This is a genomic window from Nostoc sp. (assembly GCF_036917195.1).
In the GTDB taxonomy this organism is placed as follows: Bacteria; Cyanobacteriota; Cyanobacteriia; order Cyanobacteriales; family Nostocaceae; genus Nostoc.
On sequence record NZ_JBALDG010000035.1, the window covers coordinates 1 to 17,984 of the forward strand.

At 41.0% G+C, this 17,984-nt stretch carries 15 protein-coding genes and 1 riboswitch; of the genes, 4 read left to right on the top strand and 11 right to left on the bottom strand.

Annotation, left to right across the window (positions count from 1 at the left end):
* Positions 1-198: 198 nt before the first annotated feature.
* On the bottom strand, positions 199-1,068 hold the full coding sequence (locus V7K40_RS12705; protein ID WP_334960014.1) for a zinc metalloprotease HtpX: 870 nt from the start codon (positions 1,066-1,068) through the stop codon (positions 199-201).
* Between the two features lie 349 nt (positions 1,069-1,417).
* A riboswitch (Fluoride riboswitch) is annotated at positions 1,418-1,501 on the top strand.
* A gap of 95 nt (positions 1,502-1,596) precedes the next feature.
* Between V7K40_RS12705 and V7K40_RS12710 the strand changes: the two genes are divergently transcribed.
* Both V7K40_RS12710 and V7K40_RS12715 read left to right on the top strand, forming a co-directional pair.
* Complete coding sequence (locus V7K40_RS12710; protein WP_334960016.1) at positions 1,597-2,937, top strand: voltage-gated chloride channel family protein; 1,341 nt, start codon at positions 1,597-1,599, stop codon at positions 2,935-2,937.
* A gap of 343 nt (positions 2,938-3,280) precedes the next feature.
* Entirely contained in the window at positions 3,281-3,577 is a 297-nt protein-coding gene (locus tag V7K40_RS12715; protein WP_334960018.1) for a hypothetical protein, read from the top strand.
* Positions 3,578-3,715: 138 nt separating this feature from the next.
* Here V7K40_RS12715 and V7K40_RS12720 read toward each other — a convergent pair whose 3' ends face one another.
* The 5 genes from V7K40_RS12720 to V7K40_RS12740 form a co-directional block, all read right to left on the bottom strand.
* The gene (locus V7K40_RS12720; RefSeq protein ID WP_334960020.1) at positions 3,716-4,234 is read right to left on the bottom strand and encodes a GrpB family protein; all 519 of its coding nucleotides are present in this window, start codon (positions 4,232-4,234) and stop codon (positions 3,716-3,718) included.
* Positions 4,235-4,451: 217 nt separating this feature from the next.
* Entirely contained in the window at positions 4,452-5,093 is a 642-nt protein-coding gene (locus V7K40_RS12725) for a Uma2 family endonuclease (protein ID WP_334960022.1), read from the bottom strand.
* Between the two features lie 112 nt (positions 5,094-5,205).
* Positions 5,206-6,441: an LL-diaminopimelate aminotransferase gene (locus V7K40_RS12730; protein ID WP_334960024.1), complete on the bottom strand. Its 1,236-nt coding sequence runs from the start codon at positions 6,439-6,441 to the stop codon at positions 5,206-5,208.
* Positions 6,442-6,582: 141 nt separating this feature from the next.
* Positions 6,583-7,944, bottom strand: coding sequence for an NAD(P)/FAD-dependent oxidoreductase (locus V7K40_RS12735; protein WP_334960026.1), 1,362 nt, complete (start codon positions 7,942-7,944; stop codon positions 6,583-6,585).
* Positions 7,945-8,178: 234 nt separating this feature from the next.
* Positions 8,179-9,105 (bottom strand): DUF4349 domain-containing protein, encoded by a 927-nt coding sequence (locus tag V7K40_RS12740; protein ID WP_334960028.1) that lies wholly within the window; start codon positions 9,103-9,105, stop codon positions 8,179-8,181.
* Between the two features lie 218 nt (positions 9,106-9,323).
* On the opposite strand from V7K40_RS12740, the gene ilvC reads away from it, so the two are divergent.
* On the top strand, positions 9,324-10,337 hold the full coding sequence (gene ilvC / locus V7K40_RS12745) for a ketol-acid reductoisomerase (RefSeq protein ID WP_334960097.1): 1,014 nt from the start codon (positions 9,324-9,326) through the stop codon (positions 10,335-10,337).
* Between the two features lie 394 nt (positions 10,338-10,731).
* On the opposite strand, the gene V7K40_RS12750 is transcribed toward ilvC, so the two are convergent.
* The 5 genes from V7K40_RS12750 to V7K40_RS12770 all read right to left on the bottom strand — a co-directional run bounded on the left by V7K40_RS12750 (position 10,732) and on the right by V7K40_RS12770 (position 16,659).
* On the bottom strand, positions 10,732-11,226 hold the full coding sequence (locus V7K40_RS12750) for a DUF427 domain-containing protein (protein ID WP_334960030.1): 495 nt from the start codon (positions 11,224-11,226) through the stop codon (positions 10,732-10,734).
* Positions 11,227-11,228: 2 nt separating this feature from the next.
* Positions 11,229-12,590, bottom strand: coding sequence for a 5-histidylcysteine sulfoxide synthase (ovoA, locus tag V7K40_RS12755; RefSeq protein WP_334960032.1), 1,362 nt, complete (start codon positions 12,588-12,590; stop codon positions 11,229-11,231).
* A gap of 604 nt (positions 12,591-13,194) precedes the next feature.
* On the bottom strand, positions 13,195-13,815 hold the full coding sequence (locus V7K40_RS12760) for a hypothetical protein (RefSeq protein ID WP_334960034.1): 621 nt from the start codon (positions 13,813-13,815) through the stop codon (positions 13,195-13,197).
* A gap of 154 nt (positions 13,816-13,969) precedes the next feature.
* Positions 13,970-14,119 (bottom strand): hypothetical protein, encoded by a 150-nt coding sequence (locus V7K40_RS12765; RefSeq protein WP_334960036.1) that lies wholly within the window; start codon positions 14,117-14,119, stop codon positions 13,970-13,972.
* Positions 14,120-14,430: 311 nt separating this feature from the next.
* Entirely contained in the window at positions 14,431-16,659 is a 2,229-nt protein-coding gene (locus tag V7K40_RS12770; RefSeq protein WP_334960038.1) for an EAL domain-containing protein, read from the bottom strand.
* 870 nt (positions 16,660-17,529) lie between these two features.
* Here V7K40_RS12770 and V7K40_RS12775 point away from each other — a divergent pair.
* On the top strand, positions 17,530-17,844 hold the full coding sequence (locus V7K40_RS12775) for a hypothetical protein (RefSeq protein WP_334960040.1): 315 nt from the start codon (positions 17,530-17,532) through the stop codon (positions 17,842-17,844).
* Positions 17,845-17,984 lie beyond the last annotated feature (140 nt).

The window sequence follows — 17,984 nt, forward strand, 5'->3', positions numbered from 1 at the left end:
TTTTTTGATTGGTTGACTCTCAACCGTGACGTGTTTGCTGCTTACAAAGCTAGTTTGGGCTTTATTTGGGCTTAATTTTTGTTTAAGTCGCGATAGTTAAAAATCCTTAATTACAATGTTTACTCTCGGATGAAAACTGCACCCTATAACGATAATCATTAGTCATTTGTGATTTAACAAATGACTAATGACAAAAATTTAATAAGTTTTTGTTGGTAGTTGTTGCTCTAATTTAAGCAATGCTGCAACTCGCACCTCTGTAGCAGGGTGACTGGAGAACAAGTTACCTAGAAACTGTCCAGAGATGGAATTGATAATTAATAACGGCTCAAATGCTGGATTAGCATTTAAAGGCATCTGCCTTGCTGAGGCTTCTAAGCGTTGTAATGCCCTGGCTAAAGCACGGGGATTACCAGTTAATTTAGCAGAACCTGCATCAGCAGAGAATTCTCGTGTGCGCGAAATTGCTAGCTGAATAATTGTCGCAGCCACTGGCGCAAGCATTACTGTTAACAAAACTCCCAAAGGATTTGCCCCTCTGTTATCATCTCGTGAACCACCGCCAAACCATAAGCTATAACTCACTATTTGCGCTAGGAATGAGATAGCACCAGCAACAGTAGCAGCAACAGCTTGGGTGAGGGTGTCACGATTAATAATGTGGGTAAGTTCGTGGGCGATAACGCCTTCGAGTTCGTCATCTGGCAATATATTCAAAATACCTTCGGTGACAGCAACAGCAGCGTTTTCTGGATCGCGTCCTGTAGCGAAGGCGTTAGCACCTTGGCTTGGAACAATGTAAACTCTGGGCATGGGAATCTTAGCGCGATCGCTTAATCTCTGCACCATCCGATAAAGTCCTGGTGCTTCCACTTCACTCACAGGCTGGGCGCGGTATACTGCCAGGGCAATCTTATCTGATTGATACCAGGAAAACAAGTTTGTTACTGCTGCCAAGCCAATTCCGATGATCAAGCCACTACTACCGCCAATTACCCAGTAACTAATTGCGATCAAAAGACCACTTAGTACAGCTAGCAAAGCAGCCGTTTTCAATTGATTTGTCATATTTTTGCTCTCCTGCTAATGCTGTGGAAATTTTCTAGAAAACAGCATTACTTAAGCTACATTTTGATTCTATCCAGCTAAACTTAGATATATGGTACAGAAAACCTATCAGAGAAGTACGGTTTTCCTACTTAACTTTTATAAATACTAATTTAGTAGTTTTTGATAGTTGTTCTATTGGTAAAAAAACTATATTAATCGATAACAAAAAGACATCTATCTATAGTAGTAAATTGTTTATCCACGCAGAAATTACAAGTGCGATGCCTACGGTGGGCTACGCTTACGCCATTAGGGATTTCTAAGAAATGTTCATTTTTTCATAATTTTGCATAAGTCCTGTTAAACTCAAATCAATGGCGATGGAGCTCGCCGAAACCGCCTTTCCAGTCCTAAAAATGATCACTGAAAGGCTGATGGCTCCTACTTTCTCCGCTGACTGCGGGAGAGTAGGGCTTGGCTAAATGCATTACCTGACTCCCCTGTAGAAAGTGTAAGTCTACAAATCGCACCTCAAGGAGTCATGGTATGAAACACTTTCGTCAGTTTGAACCGTTTATTGCATTACCACACCTAATTAAATGGTTGCCTATTTCCGTTGTGGTTGGCATTCTTGCTGGAACAGCTTCAGCGGCTCTTTTAGCATCATTAGAATGGGCAACTGATTGGCGAGAATCACATCGCTGGATTATCGCTTTCCTGCCCCTTGGAGGGTTCTTGAGTGGTTGGATTTATCATCAATTCGGTCGGACTGTAGAAGCTGGAAATAATCTTTTACTTGAAGAAATCCATAAACCTAAAAATATTATTCCCTTTCGGATGGCTCCTCTTGTTTTGCTAGGAACAGACCTTACACATTTATTTGGAGGTTCAGCCGGTCGTGAAGGTACAGCATTGCAAATGGGTGCTTCTTTAGCAGACCAGTTAACTAAAATATTACATTTTCAAGGAGCTAATCGGCGAATTTTATTAACGGCAGGTATCAGTGGAGGATTTGCTTCAGTTTTTGGTACTCCCTTAGCTGGAACCGTATTTGGTCTAGAAGTTTTAGCGATTGGTAAAATTAATTACGACGCTCTTTTCCCTTCTTTAATTGCTGCGATCGTTGGGAATCAAGTAACCTTACTATTGGGTTTGCATCATACTGCATACCGACACGCTCCTTCTATACCGACGCTCACAATTTGGGGGTTGATTGCTGCCATTATCGCAGGTGCAATCTTTGGAATTGTCGCGAGATTCTTTGCTCAAGTAACTCACAAAATTGGTCACTTCTTTAAAGCAAAGATATCTTATCCTCCAATGCGTCCTTTAATAGGCGGTGCGATCATCGCAGCAATTGTTGGGTTAAGTGGTACAACGAAGTACATTGGACTTGGTATCCCTACTATCGTTGATTCTTTCTCCACTAAGCTACCTCCTTGGGATTTTGCAGCAAAATTTGGTCTGACTGCTCTAACTTTAGGAGCAGGTTTTAAGGGAGGAGAAGTGACACCTTTGTTTTTTATTGGTGCAACTTTAGGTAATGCTTTGTCGTTGCTTTTAGCATTACCTGCACCACTGTTAGCAGGAATGGGATTTGTGGGTGTGTTTGCAGGTGCAGCAAATACACCTTTAGCATCAACTCTAATGGGAATTGAATTATTTGGTTTGGAATCAGGGGTATTTATTGGTATTGGCTGTGTAGTAAGCTACCTATTTTCAGGTCATTCTGGAATTTATACTTCACAACGTATTGGGTTGAGTAAATACTCTGCTGTATATTTAGAAGAAGGGGTGACTTTGGCTAATTATGGACGAGAAAAAGTTGAGCCGAAAATCGATTTACCAGATGATGGCGAAAAAGGAAGAAGTAATTCTCATGAGTAATTTTTTGATGCAATTAATGGATGATTGAAAAAGTGGCTAGTTTACTGCCGTAAGTATAGCAACGTTGGAGTAGTCATGTATGAGCGATCAGTATTGTATAAAGTAAAGTAGCTATTCAATTAAAAGGAAACTGAGCAATAGTACATAAATTTGCTGGGCAAAAGGTGTCTGAAATCCTGAAATACAAGAAGGGTAGTATAAAACAGGCTCGACTCCCGGAAGAATCGCCCAGTTGGGATAAGTTTTGTGAAATGTTATGGGAGGAGATTGAAGCGGGAGCAGAGGTAAATCAACCGGGTTTTAAAGTTGTTCGCAAGTTATTAAGCGATAAGAGGTTTGACAAATGAAGAATCATGGATTTGGCAAAATAGTTACTTTTCTAAATCAATTAGAACAAGAGAAAATTAGTTACACTCTAGCTCATCATCGAGATGAAACGATTATGGTAAATGTGGCTGTGCCTGGTGAACGATGGGAAGTGGAATTTTTTGAGGATGGTTCGGTTGAGGTAGAACGATTTTTTAGTAGTGGAGAGATTAATGGGGAAGAGGTTTTTAGTGAATTATTTGCTATGTATTCAGAGCCAGATAGGAATTCTATTAAACTTAGCCAAAATGCTAAGTTAACAAATACAATTTGAAGGCGATCGCACCTTTTAGTGGATTAATTTTTACTGCATATAGGAGGTGTGCCGAAATACGTGGCAAATGGGACAAGTTGTAAATAATTATTAAAATACTTGCTTTAATATCCCTTATTGGGTTAAATGTCTAGTTATTCAGATTGCTCTAAGGTCATGCAACGCCCGTTCAGTAATCATTTGAATGTATTCAGACTTGGCGTCAGTGTATGCTTGGCGATTCGACGCGAACTTCTGCGCCAGTTCACGCTTGAGGAGTGCATATCTATGCGCTTCGGAGGAATATTTGATCAGGTAGTTACGAAACAATAGGTGACGACGGAGTTCCTTGCTATCGCGTGGGCAAACATAGAGGTGGTGGCGCGGTGCGTTCGATGGCCAGAGAAAGGCTTCGCGCCCTTTGATACCGAGATCGCCCTGATGCACATATCCAAGGGTGGCAAGCGCAAGGATAGTAGCTCTAATGTCGGCAGTTGATGGCACCACTACATCCATGTCAATAATTGGCTTGGCAGCAAGTCCAGGCACGGATGTGCTGCCAACATGTTCGATAGCTAACGCGCTTTCGCCGAGAACTTCAGCCACAGGAGTTTTCAACTTCTCGAACAGTGAGGGCCAGCTGGGATCATATTCAACGACGACAATCTGTTCAGGCATGAAAGAAGTGTCACTCTTTAATAAACATTATGTGATATTGATCAAAATTACTCTATTAAATTAGCACCCTTATCTATAATTAATCTTTCCAAAACTTTTTAAATTATCCAGATACCTAAGTCAATCAACACCTGTGTTTGCATTAGCACATTTGTTAGGCATTAAGTCAATGCCTCATTTGACAGTAACTCACAATGAGCGATGCCTATTTTATCATTTATTGAATCCTCGCTCTCAATTCTTCTAAAGCTTGAAAACTTCCTACTTGCCAACTACGTTCCACCGCAGCAGGGATAATTTGAGTAATCGCTATATCTTCAAAATTAGGACTAGTGTTAGATTTTATGTATTTCCCATCTCTCAGCAAATAAATAGAAAGACTCCCGCTATCGTAAACCCACAATTCTGGGACTCCAATGGCTTCATAAGCATCGAGAGTAGTTTTTGATGTGACATCAGTCTCAATCGCTAAATCTGGTGGTGGATCATCAGGTTGCAAGCGGCGATGACCAATCATTTGTTGATAATTTTGAATATAAAAGCAAGCATCAGGTTCAACTCCTGCTACACCTTGCCGTTTAAAGGTGGTGGAACCAAAAGGTTGGTATCTGATATCTTTAGCCTTCAGCAATATCTTGACAATATCAGAAATTAAATCTTTGGGTATTTCATGTTCTGGTAAAGGAGCCATAATTTCTAAAGTACTCTGGCTGTAGGCAATTCGTGTAGTTCTTTTTTCTCCCAATTCTTGTAAAATAGATTCAAATTCTTCCCAGCTAACATCTGGAATAGTCACCATGCTACCAGGTGCTAACTGCATCTGGCTAACAGGTTTGAAAACGGTGATAGCAGCAGTCATAATCAGAATATAAGTAGGCTGAGTTTCAATAATTATCTATCAGGTTGCGGTGGGTAATACAGCCCACCGTAACCTTTAGACTAATAGATTGAGTTTAACAAAAGCGATCGCCTTACACCTTAAACTTCTCAGCAATCCGCTTCATCGCCTCTTCCACATTTTCCCGACTGTTAAACGCCGAAATGCGGAAGTAACCTTCACCCGCAGCACCGAAGCCAGAACCAGGTGTTCCTACAACGTTGACAGTTTGCAGTAACTTATCAAAGAATTCCCAACTGGATAAACCATTAGGAGTTTTCACCCAGACGTAAGGTGCATTCACGCCACCATAAACTGATAATCCGGCGGCTGTGAGTTTCTCGCGGATAATTTTGGCGTTTTCTAGATAGAAACTCACCAATCCCTTGATTTGTGCTTGTCCATCTTCGGAGTAAACCGCTTCGGCTCCCCGTTGAACGATGTAAGAAACGCCATTAAATTTGGTGGACTGGCGACGATTCCATAGTTTCCATAGTTCCACATCGTAACCATCGGCGGCTTTTGCTGTAAGTGTCTTCGGTACAACAGTTAACGCGCAACGAGTTCCTGTAAAGCCTGCATTTTTGGAAAAAGACCGAAACTCGATCGCAACTTCTCTTGCACCTTCAATTTCATAAATTGAGTGGGGAAGTGATGGATCGGTAATATAAGCTTCGTAGGCTGCATCAAAGAAAATAATCGAGTTATTAGCTTTGGCATAGTCTACCCATGCCTTTAAATATTCCTTGGTAGCAGTTGCGCCAGTGGGGTTATTGGGAAAGCAGAGATAAATTAAATCGACTTTTTTTGAGGGAATTTCGGCGGTGAAGTTGTTTTCAGCCGTAATCGGCAGATAAACTAAGCCTTCAAACTCGCCTTTCTCGTTGGCATCCCCCGTATTTCCCACCATAACGTTAGTGTCTACATACACGGGATAAACAGGGTCAGTAACGGCGATGATGTTATCATGACCAAAGATTTCCAGAATATTGCCAGTGTCGCACTTGGAACCATCAGAGATAAAGATTTCTGAAGCATCAATTTCGGCTCCCCGCGCTTGGAAATCTTGAGTAGCTATTTTTTCCCGTAACCAGGCGTAGCCTTGCTCTGGGCCGTAGCCTTTGAAGGTATTGCGATCGCCCATTTCTTCCACAGCTTTAATCATAGCTGTGCGGCAAGCTTCTGGCAAAGGTTCGGTAACATCACCAATGCCCAACCGGATCACCTTAGCATCAGGATTCGCTTCAGCAAAGGCATTCACCCGCCGAGCAATTTCTGGAAACAAATAACCCGCTTTCAGTTTCAGGTAGTTGTCGTTAATAGTTGCCATATGTAGATTATGAAAAACGCCCTCAAACAGCTTACTGCTAATTTATAAGGGCGATAACTTTGTTGTGTTGCTAGGAGTGGGGGAGACAAGGGGATAAGGGGACAAGGGAGACTACTAAACCCAATGCCCAATGCCCCATAATTAGATATTTACTGGCTGTTTATTAGTTTCTGATGTGTAATAACTGTTGCGATCGCCAATTTGAAACTGCGTGAGTGATTCTTGACCTGTAATCAATCTTGCTCCCCGATTACGGGTGAAATAGTTCCATGCCCACTGAATCATTACTACTAATTTGTTGTTAAATTCAATTAAGAAGTAGATGTGAATCAATAGCCAAAACAGCCATGCAACAAAACCTTTCAGCTTGATAAAGCCGAAATCGACCACAGCAGAATTGTGCCCAATCATTGCCAAACTACCATGATCGGTATAAGCAAAGGGTGACAAACTATTACCTGTAAGCCGCTTTTGGACTAGCGCTGCTACATATTCACCTTGTTGCTTTGCTACAGGTGCAACACCAGGTAGCGGTTTACCATTTTGATGAGAAAAATTTGCTAAGTCGCCAATTACAAAAATATTAGGATGTCCCTTAATACTCAAATCAGGTTCGACAATAACGCGTCCAACGCGATCGCATTCGGCATCTGTGCGTTCTGCTAGCACTTTTCCCATTGCTGAAGCTTTCACACCTGCTGCCCATAATACTGTTTTTGAGGCAATCTCTTTAACTTCATCGCCTTGTTTGAGGGTAACAATATCATTTTCAATATTCGTTACCAGTGTTTTTGTCTGGACAATCACCCCTAACCGCGTCAGGGATGCTTCCGCTTCTTGTGATAACTCTGGTGCAAAGGGTGGCAGAATCCGATCCAGACCTTCTAATAGCAAAATCCTAGCTTCCGATGTGTCGATGCTGCGGAAATCTTCTGTGAGAGTTTGGTTTGCTAATTCTGCGATCGCGCCAGCCAATTCTACACCAGTTGGGCCACCACCGACAATTACAAAGGTTAACCAAGCACGGCGTTTTTCTGGATCAGTTTCTTTTTCTGCGGCTTCAAAGGCTGTAAAAATCCGGCTACGCATTTCTATGGCATCTTCTACTGTTTTCAAGCCTGGGGCAAATTCTTCCCAGTTGTCTTTGCCAAAGTAGGAATGCTTCGCACCTGTAGCGACAATTAACGTATCGTAAGGTATTGCTTCGTCGCCCACAATTACTTTTTGTGCTTCTGGATCAATATTATTCACCTCTCCCAGCAGCACTTTCGTATTCTTGCTCTTGCTGAGTACAGAACGCAACGGTGAGGAAATATCCGCAGGAGATAGCGCACCTGTGGCGACTTGGTATAGGAGGGGTTGAAATAGATGAAAGTTGCGTTTATCAATCAGGGTAACGTTTACTGCTGCCTTGGCGAGTGTTTTGGCCGCATAAAGTCCACCAAAACCACCGCCAACAATTATTACTTGATGAGGTGGATTATTGTCAAGTGAGTTTACCATAAGAAATATTATCCTGTATTCCGACTATTGTAACTATTCTTAACAAACTTGTATCAAAATTGTCATCATATATTTTGTATTGTTTTTTACATTTGATTGAAGATTAAAGTAATCAAAACGACAGGATAAACAGAACTTTTCAAGATGGAGACTTAGACAATAAGATTTGGCAATATTTGAATTAATTTTTACTTATGTAAATTTATCAAAGGTAGATGTATGATTTATGCAAACTCACTCAGAACTAGTTGATTCTGGTGTTTGTGTCAAACGTGGTGAATGAGTTCGCCGCCAACGAGTAAAGCTATAGATAAGAGCAGCAAAAATTAACAAATAGGGACTGTAAACAATTAACCAAATACTCAGCTTGAGTAAGCCAACGGAAAATGCCCTCAAAGAGTGAGTGGAGTTGTTCCAAGTTTCCTGAACTTGCAAACCAAAGGCAGGTTGGGGACTGGTGCTAGAAACTGCTGCTTCTAGGTTCAGCGTAATAGTGGAATAAGCAACTTGATTTTGTAGGCTTTTGAGTTGGGCATCAATTTGTTCTATTGTTTCTCGGACATTACTCAGTTCTTGGGCAACACTAAGCACATCTCTAACAGAACCTGCCCGATCCATAATTTTTTGCAGATTGGCTTCAGTTTTTTGCAAATTGGTTAATCTAGCTTGGAAATCCACCAGGCGATCGCCTACATCTTCCGCAGTGATATTGCGACTCTCGACAGTGCCCAATTTAGCTAGTTGTTCTAATGTAGATTCCAGCAGATTCTCTGGTATCCGCAATTGCATTGTTGCTGTGTAACGCGGGTTGTCGTTTTTGGGTTGTTGTTGTTTCAACCCGATCAAATCCCCTTGCTGTTTATTGATAATTTGCGAAACAGCATCAATAGTCTGATCTACAGAGTTGACAGTCAAAGAGATTGCTGCCTTTTTGATGAGTTGGGGACGAGAACGGGCTATTGGTGAAGCTTCCGCCTTTTGGGAAATACTGCTTTCATTAGCAGGTGCAGTTGCTTGATTTGCCCTGCCATCGGCTGCAATTGGAGGTAAAGCCTTATTTGCTGACTGATGGGAAGAGGCACAACTGGTGAAAATCACCCCTCCTAATAACACACTCACAAATAAAGCAGATGTGCGCGGTAATTTAGTCGAAGCGTACATAATCTACCCCTAGATGGATGAAGTTAATCCCAGTATTGCTCATATAAAACTCAAAACCTGTATTGTTGCGATTTCTGTAACAAAGATGAAGAGTGCTTTGGTAAAGTAAATCCCCATCCGTAACGTAATTACGAATTACGAATTGTTAATGGCTCATAGTTCCGTGGTTACTCAATTTGAGGTATACTCATAAGCCTGCAAATTAATGACGACGCTTGCTGACAGGAGATGCTTCTATGGCCCGGATGTACTATGACGAAGATGCCAATTTAGACCTTTTGGCTGGAAAAACTATTGCCATTATTGGCTATGGTTCGCAAGGTCATGCCCACGCTCTCAATTTAAAAGATAGTGGTTTGAATGTGATTGTGGGATTATATCCGGGTAGTAAGTCAGTAGAAAAAGCTGAAGCAGCGGGGTTAACTGTGAAGAATGTTGGAGATGCTGCCAATGCTGCTGACTTCATCATGATTTTGTTACCAGATGAAGTCCAAAAAACGATTTACAAAAACGAGATTGAACCCAATTTAGAGGAAGGGAATGTGTTAGCTTTTGCCCACGGTTTCAATATTCACTTTGGGCAAATTGTACCACCGACTAACGTAGATGTGGTGATGATAGCACCCAAAGGGCCGGGGCATATAGTCCGGCGGACTTATGAACAGGGTGAAGGTGTACCAGCGCTATTTGCAGTTTATCAAGATGCCAGTGGTCAGGCACGCGATCGCGCCATGTCTTATGCTAAAGGTATCGGTGGTAGCCGCGCTGGTGTTCTCGAAACTACTTTCCGCGAAGAAACTGAAACTGATTTATTTGGCGAACAAGCAGTATTGTGCGGTGGTTTGAGTGCTTTAATCAAAGCAGGATTTGAAACTTTAGTTGAAGCTGGTTATCAACCAGAATTGGCTTATTTTGAATGTCTGCATGAAGTCAAGCTGATTGTTGACTTGGTTGTAGAAGGTGGTTTAGCCAAAATGCGCGATAGCATTTCTAACACAGCTGAATATGGCGATTATACCCGTGGCCCACGGATTGTTACCGAACAAACCAAAGCTGAAATGCAGAAGATTCTCAGCGAAATTCAATCTGGACAATTTGCACGGGAATTTGTTTTAGAAAACCAAGCTGGTAAACCAGGATTTACCGCTTTGCGTCGCAAAGAAGCTGAACACAAAATTGAGGAAGTTGGCAAAGATTTACGCGCTATGTTTAGCTGGTTGAAAAAAGCTTAAGCAAAAGGGGGAGTCGAACTGTTAAAGTTGCGGCTACACTAGCCTAAAAGCGGAGTGACTTCTCGTAACTCAACAATTAACATTGAATGTTAGGTTTCGCAATCGAACACTCAACCTACAATTATCCTTACAGCTATTTTGAGATAAATAGCTGTAACTTAACCCTATTGGGAGATAACCTTGTTTTTCAGCCGATATATTCTAGAAATTCTCCTCTACACCGGAGAACATTGTACAAAGAAGCCAGGAATTATGTTCCCTGTAGCTTCTTTGGAGTATATCACCATGAAATCTTCTAGTAATTTTGATTGAGTAGCTTAAATCTGACACCTCTTAATTAGGCAAAATTATTAAAAGAATTCTGACTCCTGACTCTTGAATTGTGTTTGATAAATTACCATCCCATTGTTCCTGGACTACCTTTAAATGGCCCGACAATATCAGCAGTAATCCATCCCCCATAGAAATCACCAGGTTGAGACATAACTAGCTCATCATTTACATAGCAAGCATCCATTAAACTAGGATAAAAAGCATAATATTCTTGAATCGTTACAAACTCAGGTGTGGGGTCAAAATATCGCCAAGCAGCGTTATTTATATACTTCTCACCGATGCTGATATCATAATATTGACACTTACCTTTCCATTCACACCAAGTTTTTTTAGGTGTTTCTATGAGATATTCTAGTTTAATGTCTTCTGAAGGAAGGTAATAAACAGGAGGATGGCTAGTTTCTACGACTCTTTTAGCTTTACTTGTTTCTGCTAAAACAATACTATTAACAATTATCCGAATTGATTTGTTGCTATCTTCTAAACGAGCCGGACGCGGATAATCCCAAACTGATTCTTGACCAGGTTGTGGTAGGATAGGATTTGGTTTCATTCTCAATAATCTCCTTTTAAATCTTGAGCAATTCTAAAACCGACGTGTTGATAAAAGTAGGGACGAAACCAGTTGCGATAGGTTGGTAATGCCATTGCACCATTAGTAGCCCAAGAACCACCGAGCATCATCTGATGTTTGCCATCAAAAAAGGGTGCTGCTTGATCTTCGTAAAGCGGATGAGGTTCAAATTCTGGTAGGGCGTTGAAAGTGTCCCCCAACCATTCCCAGACATTTCCTCTAAGATCATAAAGCCCACAAGCGCTATTAGCTGGTTTGAACATTCCCACTGGGCTGGGGGAAATGAATTGTAAGTTGAGATTAGAGTTAGTTGATAAGTGGTTATCCTTACAGGTAAGTAAAGCTTGATTCCATTCGGCTTCACTCATCAAGCGGATTTCTGAGCCTTGAGAGCGACAAAATGCGATCGCTTCGTAGTAATTGACTTCCACAGGCCAGTCTAGGGGTAAGTCTATTTCATCGAATGTGGCTCGATAGCGGTAGCCATCCTGCAAGGGTATCCAGAATTTGGGATGTTGGACATTGTAGAATTGCTTCCAATCCCAAGATTCAGCATTCCAGTAGTCTGGATTGTTGTAACCACCAGCTTGAACAAATTTCAGATATTCTCCGTTAGTGATTAGATATTGACTAGCTAAAAACGGTTTTACTTCAACAGTGCGATCGCCATATTCGCTATCCCAACCGAATGTAAGATCATCCTTGGGTTTTCCTAGTTTCACCACACCACCGGGAACCCGGCGCATTTCATTGTTGGGAATATTCCCTTTGCTAGGTGCATAATTCCAGCCTTGGGGACGTTTTAGGCAATTAGTAGGCAATTGACGCACCAGCATCGAAGAGGTTTCAAAGTGAATGCGACTATGTTCTATTCCCATCAGCAAAGCCCAGAAGGGATGCTGTTGATGAATCGGGAGATCCAAAGAAGTATTTTGAATCACCTTTGTAATAGCTTCTCGTGCTTTGTCTCGATATTGCCAAACTTTTTCTACATCAGGCCAGCTAACCCCTTTCATCGCTGCGTCGAGTTCTGTCGGTGTTTCTGGATTAACTCCGATTTCAAATAGGGTTTCATATTGGGAATTAATTCGAGCTTTAATTAAACCAACTCTAATTAACTTGTTGATGAAAAAAACAGCTGAGTGACCAAGATAAAAAATTAGACGGTTTCTTAATCGATCAGGGTTAAAATAAAAAGTTTCTTCCCTGACCAAACTTTTCATGAGTGTTTCTTCAAGCTCCCAAGAATTTTGAAAGTAGTTGAGCAGGCTTTGTGAACTGCAATCATTCAGTGTGGGGACTTGAGTCGATGTCAGTTTATTTATCGTTGAAACTAAAGGCATGATATTTTTGACAGGAGATTAACTGCACAAGTTACATAAACTACAACTTATTACAAAAATAAGTGTTGTTTATCACATTTTTTCTTGTGTCGTCATGATCAGCGAATTTGCTCAATTTGTAAATAGACAAAGAATGTATTTTAAAATACTTAAACTACGGGTTGCCAGAATAATATCAATAATGAATTAGCGTTCAATTACTTATCTTAACTGAGTTTCAGATGATTTTTCTGGAGTGCAAACATAGCACTTCTCGTTTGTATGGAATACACTCTGACCTTTCTCCTAAAAGGACAGAGTTTCTGGGTTCCTCGTTCCTAGCCTCTGGCTGGGAATGCCTGTTGTGAGGCTTTGCCTCCTAAATTTGCGGCAGAGCCGCTTTTAATGCATTTCTAGCCAGAGGCTAGAAACGAGAATTTTTTGTAGCTACTTTTGGCATCGCTGATTGGTATGCAAACCATGTCAAATATTTTACTCCATTTCCATCCCCTTAGGGGGAGGAAGTTACGTTAATCTAATTCGTAGTTTCTGGGTTAAATTAATCGTGCAGTGATTAACAAATCGTTTGTGCATAATTAAATTTTCTTGATAAAAATTTGGAGTATTAAGCAGCCAGTAGATTGTTTAACTGCAATTCACACTGTTGAAAAATATAATTGATAGTAGCAAAGAGTTTATTTAACTCATAAATTGTGGAAGGTAGGATATTTCTAGTAAATATTTCTCCTTCTAACTTGCCAAATTGCCATGTTACTCCATTAGAAACAATACCGAAGATAGTTATTGACAATTCACCGTTCAGTCTTTGAGCAGCAATCATTTCTGCTAAACATTGTGCCCAACTAGTTTCAAAATTATCTTGTTTTGCTTCTACTAAGATGAAGTATGGCTTGTCAAATACAACTTTCCATAATGGAGAACGTTTAGCCAAAATATATTCAGGAAATCCTGATAGCTTTTCGTCATTATTCAGAGAATAATGACTCCATAAAATAAACTTGCTGCTATATAGTTTCCAAACTTGTTTTAACACTGGGGATATCAAGTTTTCGCATATAGCAAACTCAGAACAGTCAACGGCTCCTTCTCGCATCGTAAATTCTAAATCTTCTCGAAAGTAGTCAGAGACATTAAACTCAAATTCGCCTATAAAATTAGCTTCTGTATAAATAACCTGAAATGCTTTGAGGACTTCACCGATGGTTTTGTAATTACTAAAAGCCATATTGACCTCCTGAATAATTTTGTGTTGCTTTAGCGGTAGAACTCTTATTTATATTGTCTCTTAAATGATTGATGAGAGCATGAGTCCAATCCTGCTTGAATTGCTGATCATCTTCATAGCTCGATATGTCATCAGTTCTATTACTGCTGATTAATTATTGTAAGTATCTCAGTAACTTTTCTGGGTCGTTGTTGACATCAATCCATTGCATCTTGTCAATTTCTAGTTTAACTACACCTAAGCCACGCGATCGCCCTCCACCCAGAGGTATTTGTTCTGTCTCAAACTGGTGCAAACCAATCATCAACAGTCCCAATTCTCAAGGTTCTGCATTTTCTATCACAGCTTTAAAATCAAATTGTGTCGCAGCCGGAACTACTTGGAAATCGTAAAGTTTAGAATCTGCGGCTGCTTTTGAGAGGCTTTGAATTCTCCCCCAAGGGTTGTAGGGTTGGGAGGTTAGGTTTTCCTGTCTTGTTTTCCAGATAAGAGTGAAAAATCAGGTCGATCATTACCTTAAAAGTGCTGCTCACTTCGGTAAAGTTGTGATTGAGATTGAATAATCATCAGATCAACAATATTCACGATAATTGGCAGAGAAAATGGAGACTGGTGTTAAAGGAGAGATTTAGCGTCAACCTCCTCACAATCCATCTGCACCACACAATTTCTTCCTTGTGCTTTTGCCTGGTAGAGTCCCTGGTCAGCAGTAGCAATTAAGGTTGCGGGAGATAATTGGCTATGAGGAGTGATGGTTGCCACACCAAGACTTAGCGTGATGAATTCACTGACCTGAGAATGGGGATGAGGCTTTTTTAACGCACTAACATTGTTCTGAATATCTCTTGCAACTGCAATGGCCGATTCGATATCAGTATTTGGTAAAATAACTGCAAACTCTTCTCCACCATAACGAGCAACTAGATCAGCGGGGTGTTTAACTGTCTGAGAGATTGCCTTGGCAACCTGTCTGAGTGCATCATCTCCTGCCAGATGTCCATGCGTATCGTTGTAAAGCTTAAAGTAATCAACATCGCACAAAATCAAAGATAACGAGGCTTGCTCTCGTGCCAACCGTTGCCACTGTACGTTGAACGTGTCATCAAAGCAGCGTCGATTTGCCACTTGGGTTAGACCATCTGAACAGGCAAGGCGCTGTAATTCATGATTTGCTTGTTGTAATTGGTGGTAAAGTTCTGATTGCTGAATAGCGATCGCAGCTTGTCCGGCTAACTGGTTAAACAAGTTAATCTCCGATTGCTGCCATTGTCTGGCATGATGGCATTGGTGAGCGATCAATAGTCCCCACAAACCGTCTTGCTGCAAGATGGGCACGACAAGATTTGCCCGAATTTCCAAACTCCGCAGGAGGTCAACATGACACGGCGATAGTCCCGCAGTTTCAATATCTTTGATCGCTTTGGTTTTACCTTGTTGATAGTAAGCTGCACGCGTGGATTTAAAGCACGTGTCCATGACGTGAAATCCTAGAATCGACATACACCCTTCTGCTAAGGATTCTACAGCGACTAACCCACTCCAGTCTGGCTCAAACTTGTAGATTATCACTCGGTCTACCTTAAACAGTTGTCGCACCTCATCTACCGTGGTTTGCAAAATCTCGTCTAACTTCAATGATTGTCGAATGCGCTGCGTCACAGCAGCTACAATTCGCTCAGACTCCTTTTGGTGTTGAACCTGCTGCTCAACATGCTTAGAATGTGCCGATGCAACAGTTAACGCGATCGGATCAAAGTGAAGAGTTGTAGTGACAGGCACTGCACTGGGTTTACCAATCAAATAGCCTTGAGCAAAAGTTGCGCCTCGTTCTCGCAGCCAGTTCAGTTCCTCAATGCACTCAATCCCTTCAACGACGCTCTGGATATTTAACTTTTGAGTAATCTCCAGAAGCTTCTCTGTAATCGAAGCTTTGTAAGGGTTTTGATGTACATCTTGAATTAACTCCATATCCAACTTAATAAAGTCTGGACGTAACTGATGCAGCAAGTTTAGGCTGGAATAGCCAGAACCGAGGTCATCAAGGGCTACTAAAAAACCAGCATCCCGGTAGTATTTGAGCACTGTCTTTAGATGGTCTAAATCTTGAAAATTGTCTGACTCCACCACCTCAAAAACAACCCGCTCATGGGAGATGCCTGCTTGATCAATTGCCTCTAGGGTACTGTGTAGGCAAAAAGCTGGATCATAAAGTGACGTTGGTGCAAAATTGATGAAAATCTGCCCGCTTACTTGATGGCGGCTGAATTGAGCGATCGCGCTCAGGCGAGCAACTCGGTCGAGTTGTGGTAAGAGTCCAGCTTCAGTTGCTAACTCCAGAATTGGTCCCGGTAGCACTAAATTGCCTTGTTCATCCAGCCCCCGCAAGAGTGATTCATATCCATAAATCTGCGATGTATCCTTAATTGAGACAATTGGTTGGAAGTAACTGGTGAATCGTTCCGTTGCCAGCATTTCAACCAGCCAGTCGGATTGGTTGAACTTAATAAAGCGTTGTAATGAGGTTATGTCACTAAAATCATGGAGTTGAGGTTGGATAGCACCTTGAAGGAAAAGGACTTGCGTCTCTCTTAATTCTCTCGGTGCAAGTAATTGGGCCAGGTTACGGGCAATTTCTTGTGACTGTCCAGGTCTACAGTCCAAACTCAGACCTGGACGCTTGTGCATCAGTTCATACTTCAGGGCAAACTGCTGTAGATAGGAGGTGACTTTTTTCAGTGTATGGGGAACGGGGAACCAGAGAAAGAGCCTGCCTGCCTCCTTAGTCCGGCAGCGTGCAACATTGCGACAAGCACAGGTTTTGGAGATAGCACATATTTGGCTCATAGCTAACTAATCTGCTCAATCCGATTTCCTTTATTATTCCCACTATTTTTAATGTAAAAGATAAACTACACTTCAAATAGATGAAGATTTGATGAGTTTAGTTAATTGAATAATTTAGTTGAGGAGTTAACTCACCAACACATCCATAAGGTTATACTAAATGCTTAAGTAGTTATCGGTGTATTTTGTGCAATTAAGCCAATTAATGAGGAATTATATTAACAAATTAAGTTACTAACTCAAGGCAAATATCAGTCAAAATAGGAATAACTTTTAGCTGGATTAATTAAGAGTAAATATATTACTTAAAAAAGAATCTAACTTCAATAAACCAATACGCTTCGGTTAAAACTTGATCCTCCCTAACCCTCCTTTTTAAGGAGGGAATTAGAGCAAGCGTATTGCTCAATAAATAACAAAAGCTCTCAAACAAGTCAATAAAGTATCTCCTGTTTTAGGGAGAATACATGATTTAAGTTGCAAACTGCTGAGATAGAGATTGTGATCTCAAGTCAGGGCATCACAACTTTTATCATAAATTTAATTTATCACTATAACAAATAAGACTATTTGATTTTATTATCAAAGTTGCTTTATCCTGAAATCAGTAGAGATTTGAACTTTGAACTCTCTACGGAGGATTGGGACTCCAACCGAGAACTTAATAAGAATAACTTCTACAGTAATCAGTACCGGAGCGCCCATTCCTGAGCCACTCGTTCAGAGTTCAAAGAGCAAAGTAATGCTAAATTACCCAAAGAAGTTTTAGTGTATCTACTTTTCAACTTTGAGAAAGCAAAGAAGGACAATAGCTAAATGCTAGAGCAGCAGATTGATTGCCCCATCAGACCCAAGACAAGTGCAATGATCATGAAACTTTTCCAAATCACTCTAGTGGTCTTAGTACTTTTGATCAACTTAGCAATTGCTTTCCCTTCTTGGGCAGAAAGAGCGCCTTCTTTTACTAGCAATTCTAACTACTTTCAAGTAGGGCAAAAAGTCATTTGGCTTTACAAGGCTCGCGCAGATTCTAGCGATGTCCAAAGAATTCCTGCCGAAGTAGTCAAGTTAAGCTCCAAGCAAGTGCAAATTAAGGTGTACAAACATAACAACGAATTTGTTAATCGTTGGGTGAATCCAAACAAGCTTGAGAATTCCCAAAAAGTTAAAAGGTCAGTACTCTAAAATTGAGCCAGATGGAAGTAAACCAGTCCTAGCCAGCGACAAAAGTCTTTACTGGACAAAGTATTTGGATTTAGGGTGAGATACCAAAAATGTTTCTTCCAAAATGGAATGCTCCCAAGCTAGCCAATTTAGAGTAGCCT

Bases quoted from the DNA above. Each gene is read 5' to 3' on its own strand.
- V7K40_RS12735 (WP_334960026.1), bottom strand. From the start codon at position 7,944: ATGGTAAACTCACTTGACAATAATCCACCTCATCAAGTAATAATTGTT.
- V7K40_RS12760 (WP_334960034.1), bottom strand. From the start codon at position 13,815: ATGGCTTTTAGTAATTACAAAACCATCGGTGAAGTCCTCAAAGCATTT.
- V7K40_RS12725 (WP_334960022.1), bottom strand. From the start codon at position 5,093: ATGACTGCTGCTATCACCGTTTTCAAACCTGTTAGCCAGATGCAGTTA.
- V7K40_RS12715 (WP_334960018.1), top strand. From the start codon at position 3,281: ATGAAGAATCATGGATTTGGCAAAATAGTTACTTTTCTAAATCAATTA.
- V7K40_RS12730 (WP_334960024.1), bottom strand. From the start codon at position 6,441: ATGGCAACTATTAACGACAACTACCTGAAACTGAAAGCGGGTTATTTG.
- V7K40_RS12710 (WP_334960016.1), top strand. From the start codon at position 1,597: ATGAAACACTTTCGTCAGTTTGAACCGTTTATTGCATTACCACACCTA.
- ovoA (WP_334960032.1), bottom strand. From the start codon at position 12,590: ATGCCTTTAGTTTCAACGATAAATAAACTGACATCGACTCAAGTCCCC.
- V7K40_RS12740 (WP_334960028.1), bottom strand. From the start codon at position 9,105: ATGTACGCTTCGACTAAATTACCGCGCACATCTGCTTTATTTGTGAGT.
- V7K40_RS12770 (WP_334960038.1), bottom strand. From the start codon at position 16,659: ATGAGCCAAATATGTGCTATCTCCAAAACCTGTGCTTGTCGCAATGTT.
- V7K40_RS12765 (WP_334960036.1), bottom strand. From the start codon at position 14,119: ATGATTGGTTTGCACCAGTTTGAGACAGAACAAATACCTCTGGGTGGA.
- V7K40_RS12720 (WP_334960020.1), bottom strand. From the start codon at position 4,234: ATGCCTGAACAGATTGTCGTCGTTGAATATGATCCCAGCTGGCCCTCA.
- V7K40_RS12775 (WP_334960040.1), top strand. From the start codon at position 17,530: ATGAAACTTTTCCAAATCACTCTAGTGGTCTTAGTACTTTTGATCAAC.
- V7K40_RS12750 (WP_334960030.1), bottom strand. From the start codon at position 11,226: ATGAAACCAAATCCTATCCTACCACAACCTGGTCAAGAATCAGTTTGG.
- V7K40_RS12705 (WP_334960014.1), bottom strand. From the start codon at position 1,068: ATGACAAATCAATTGAAAACGGCTGCTTTGCTAGCTGTACTAAGTGGT.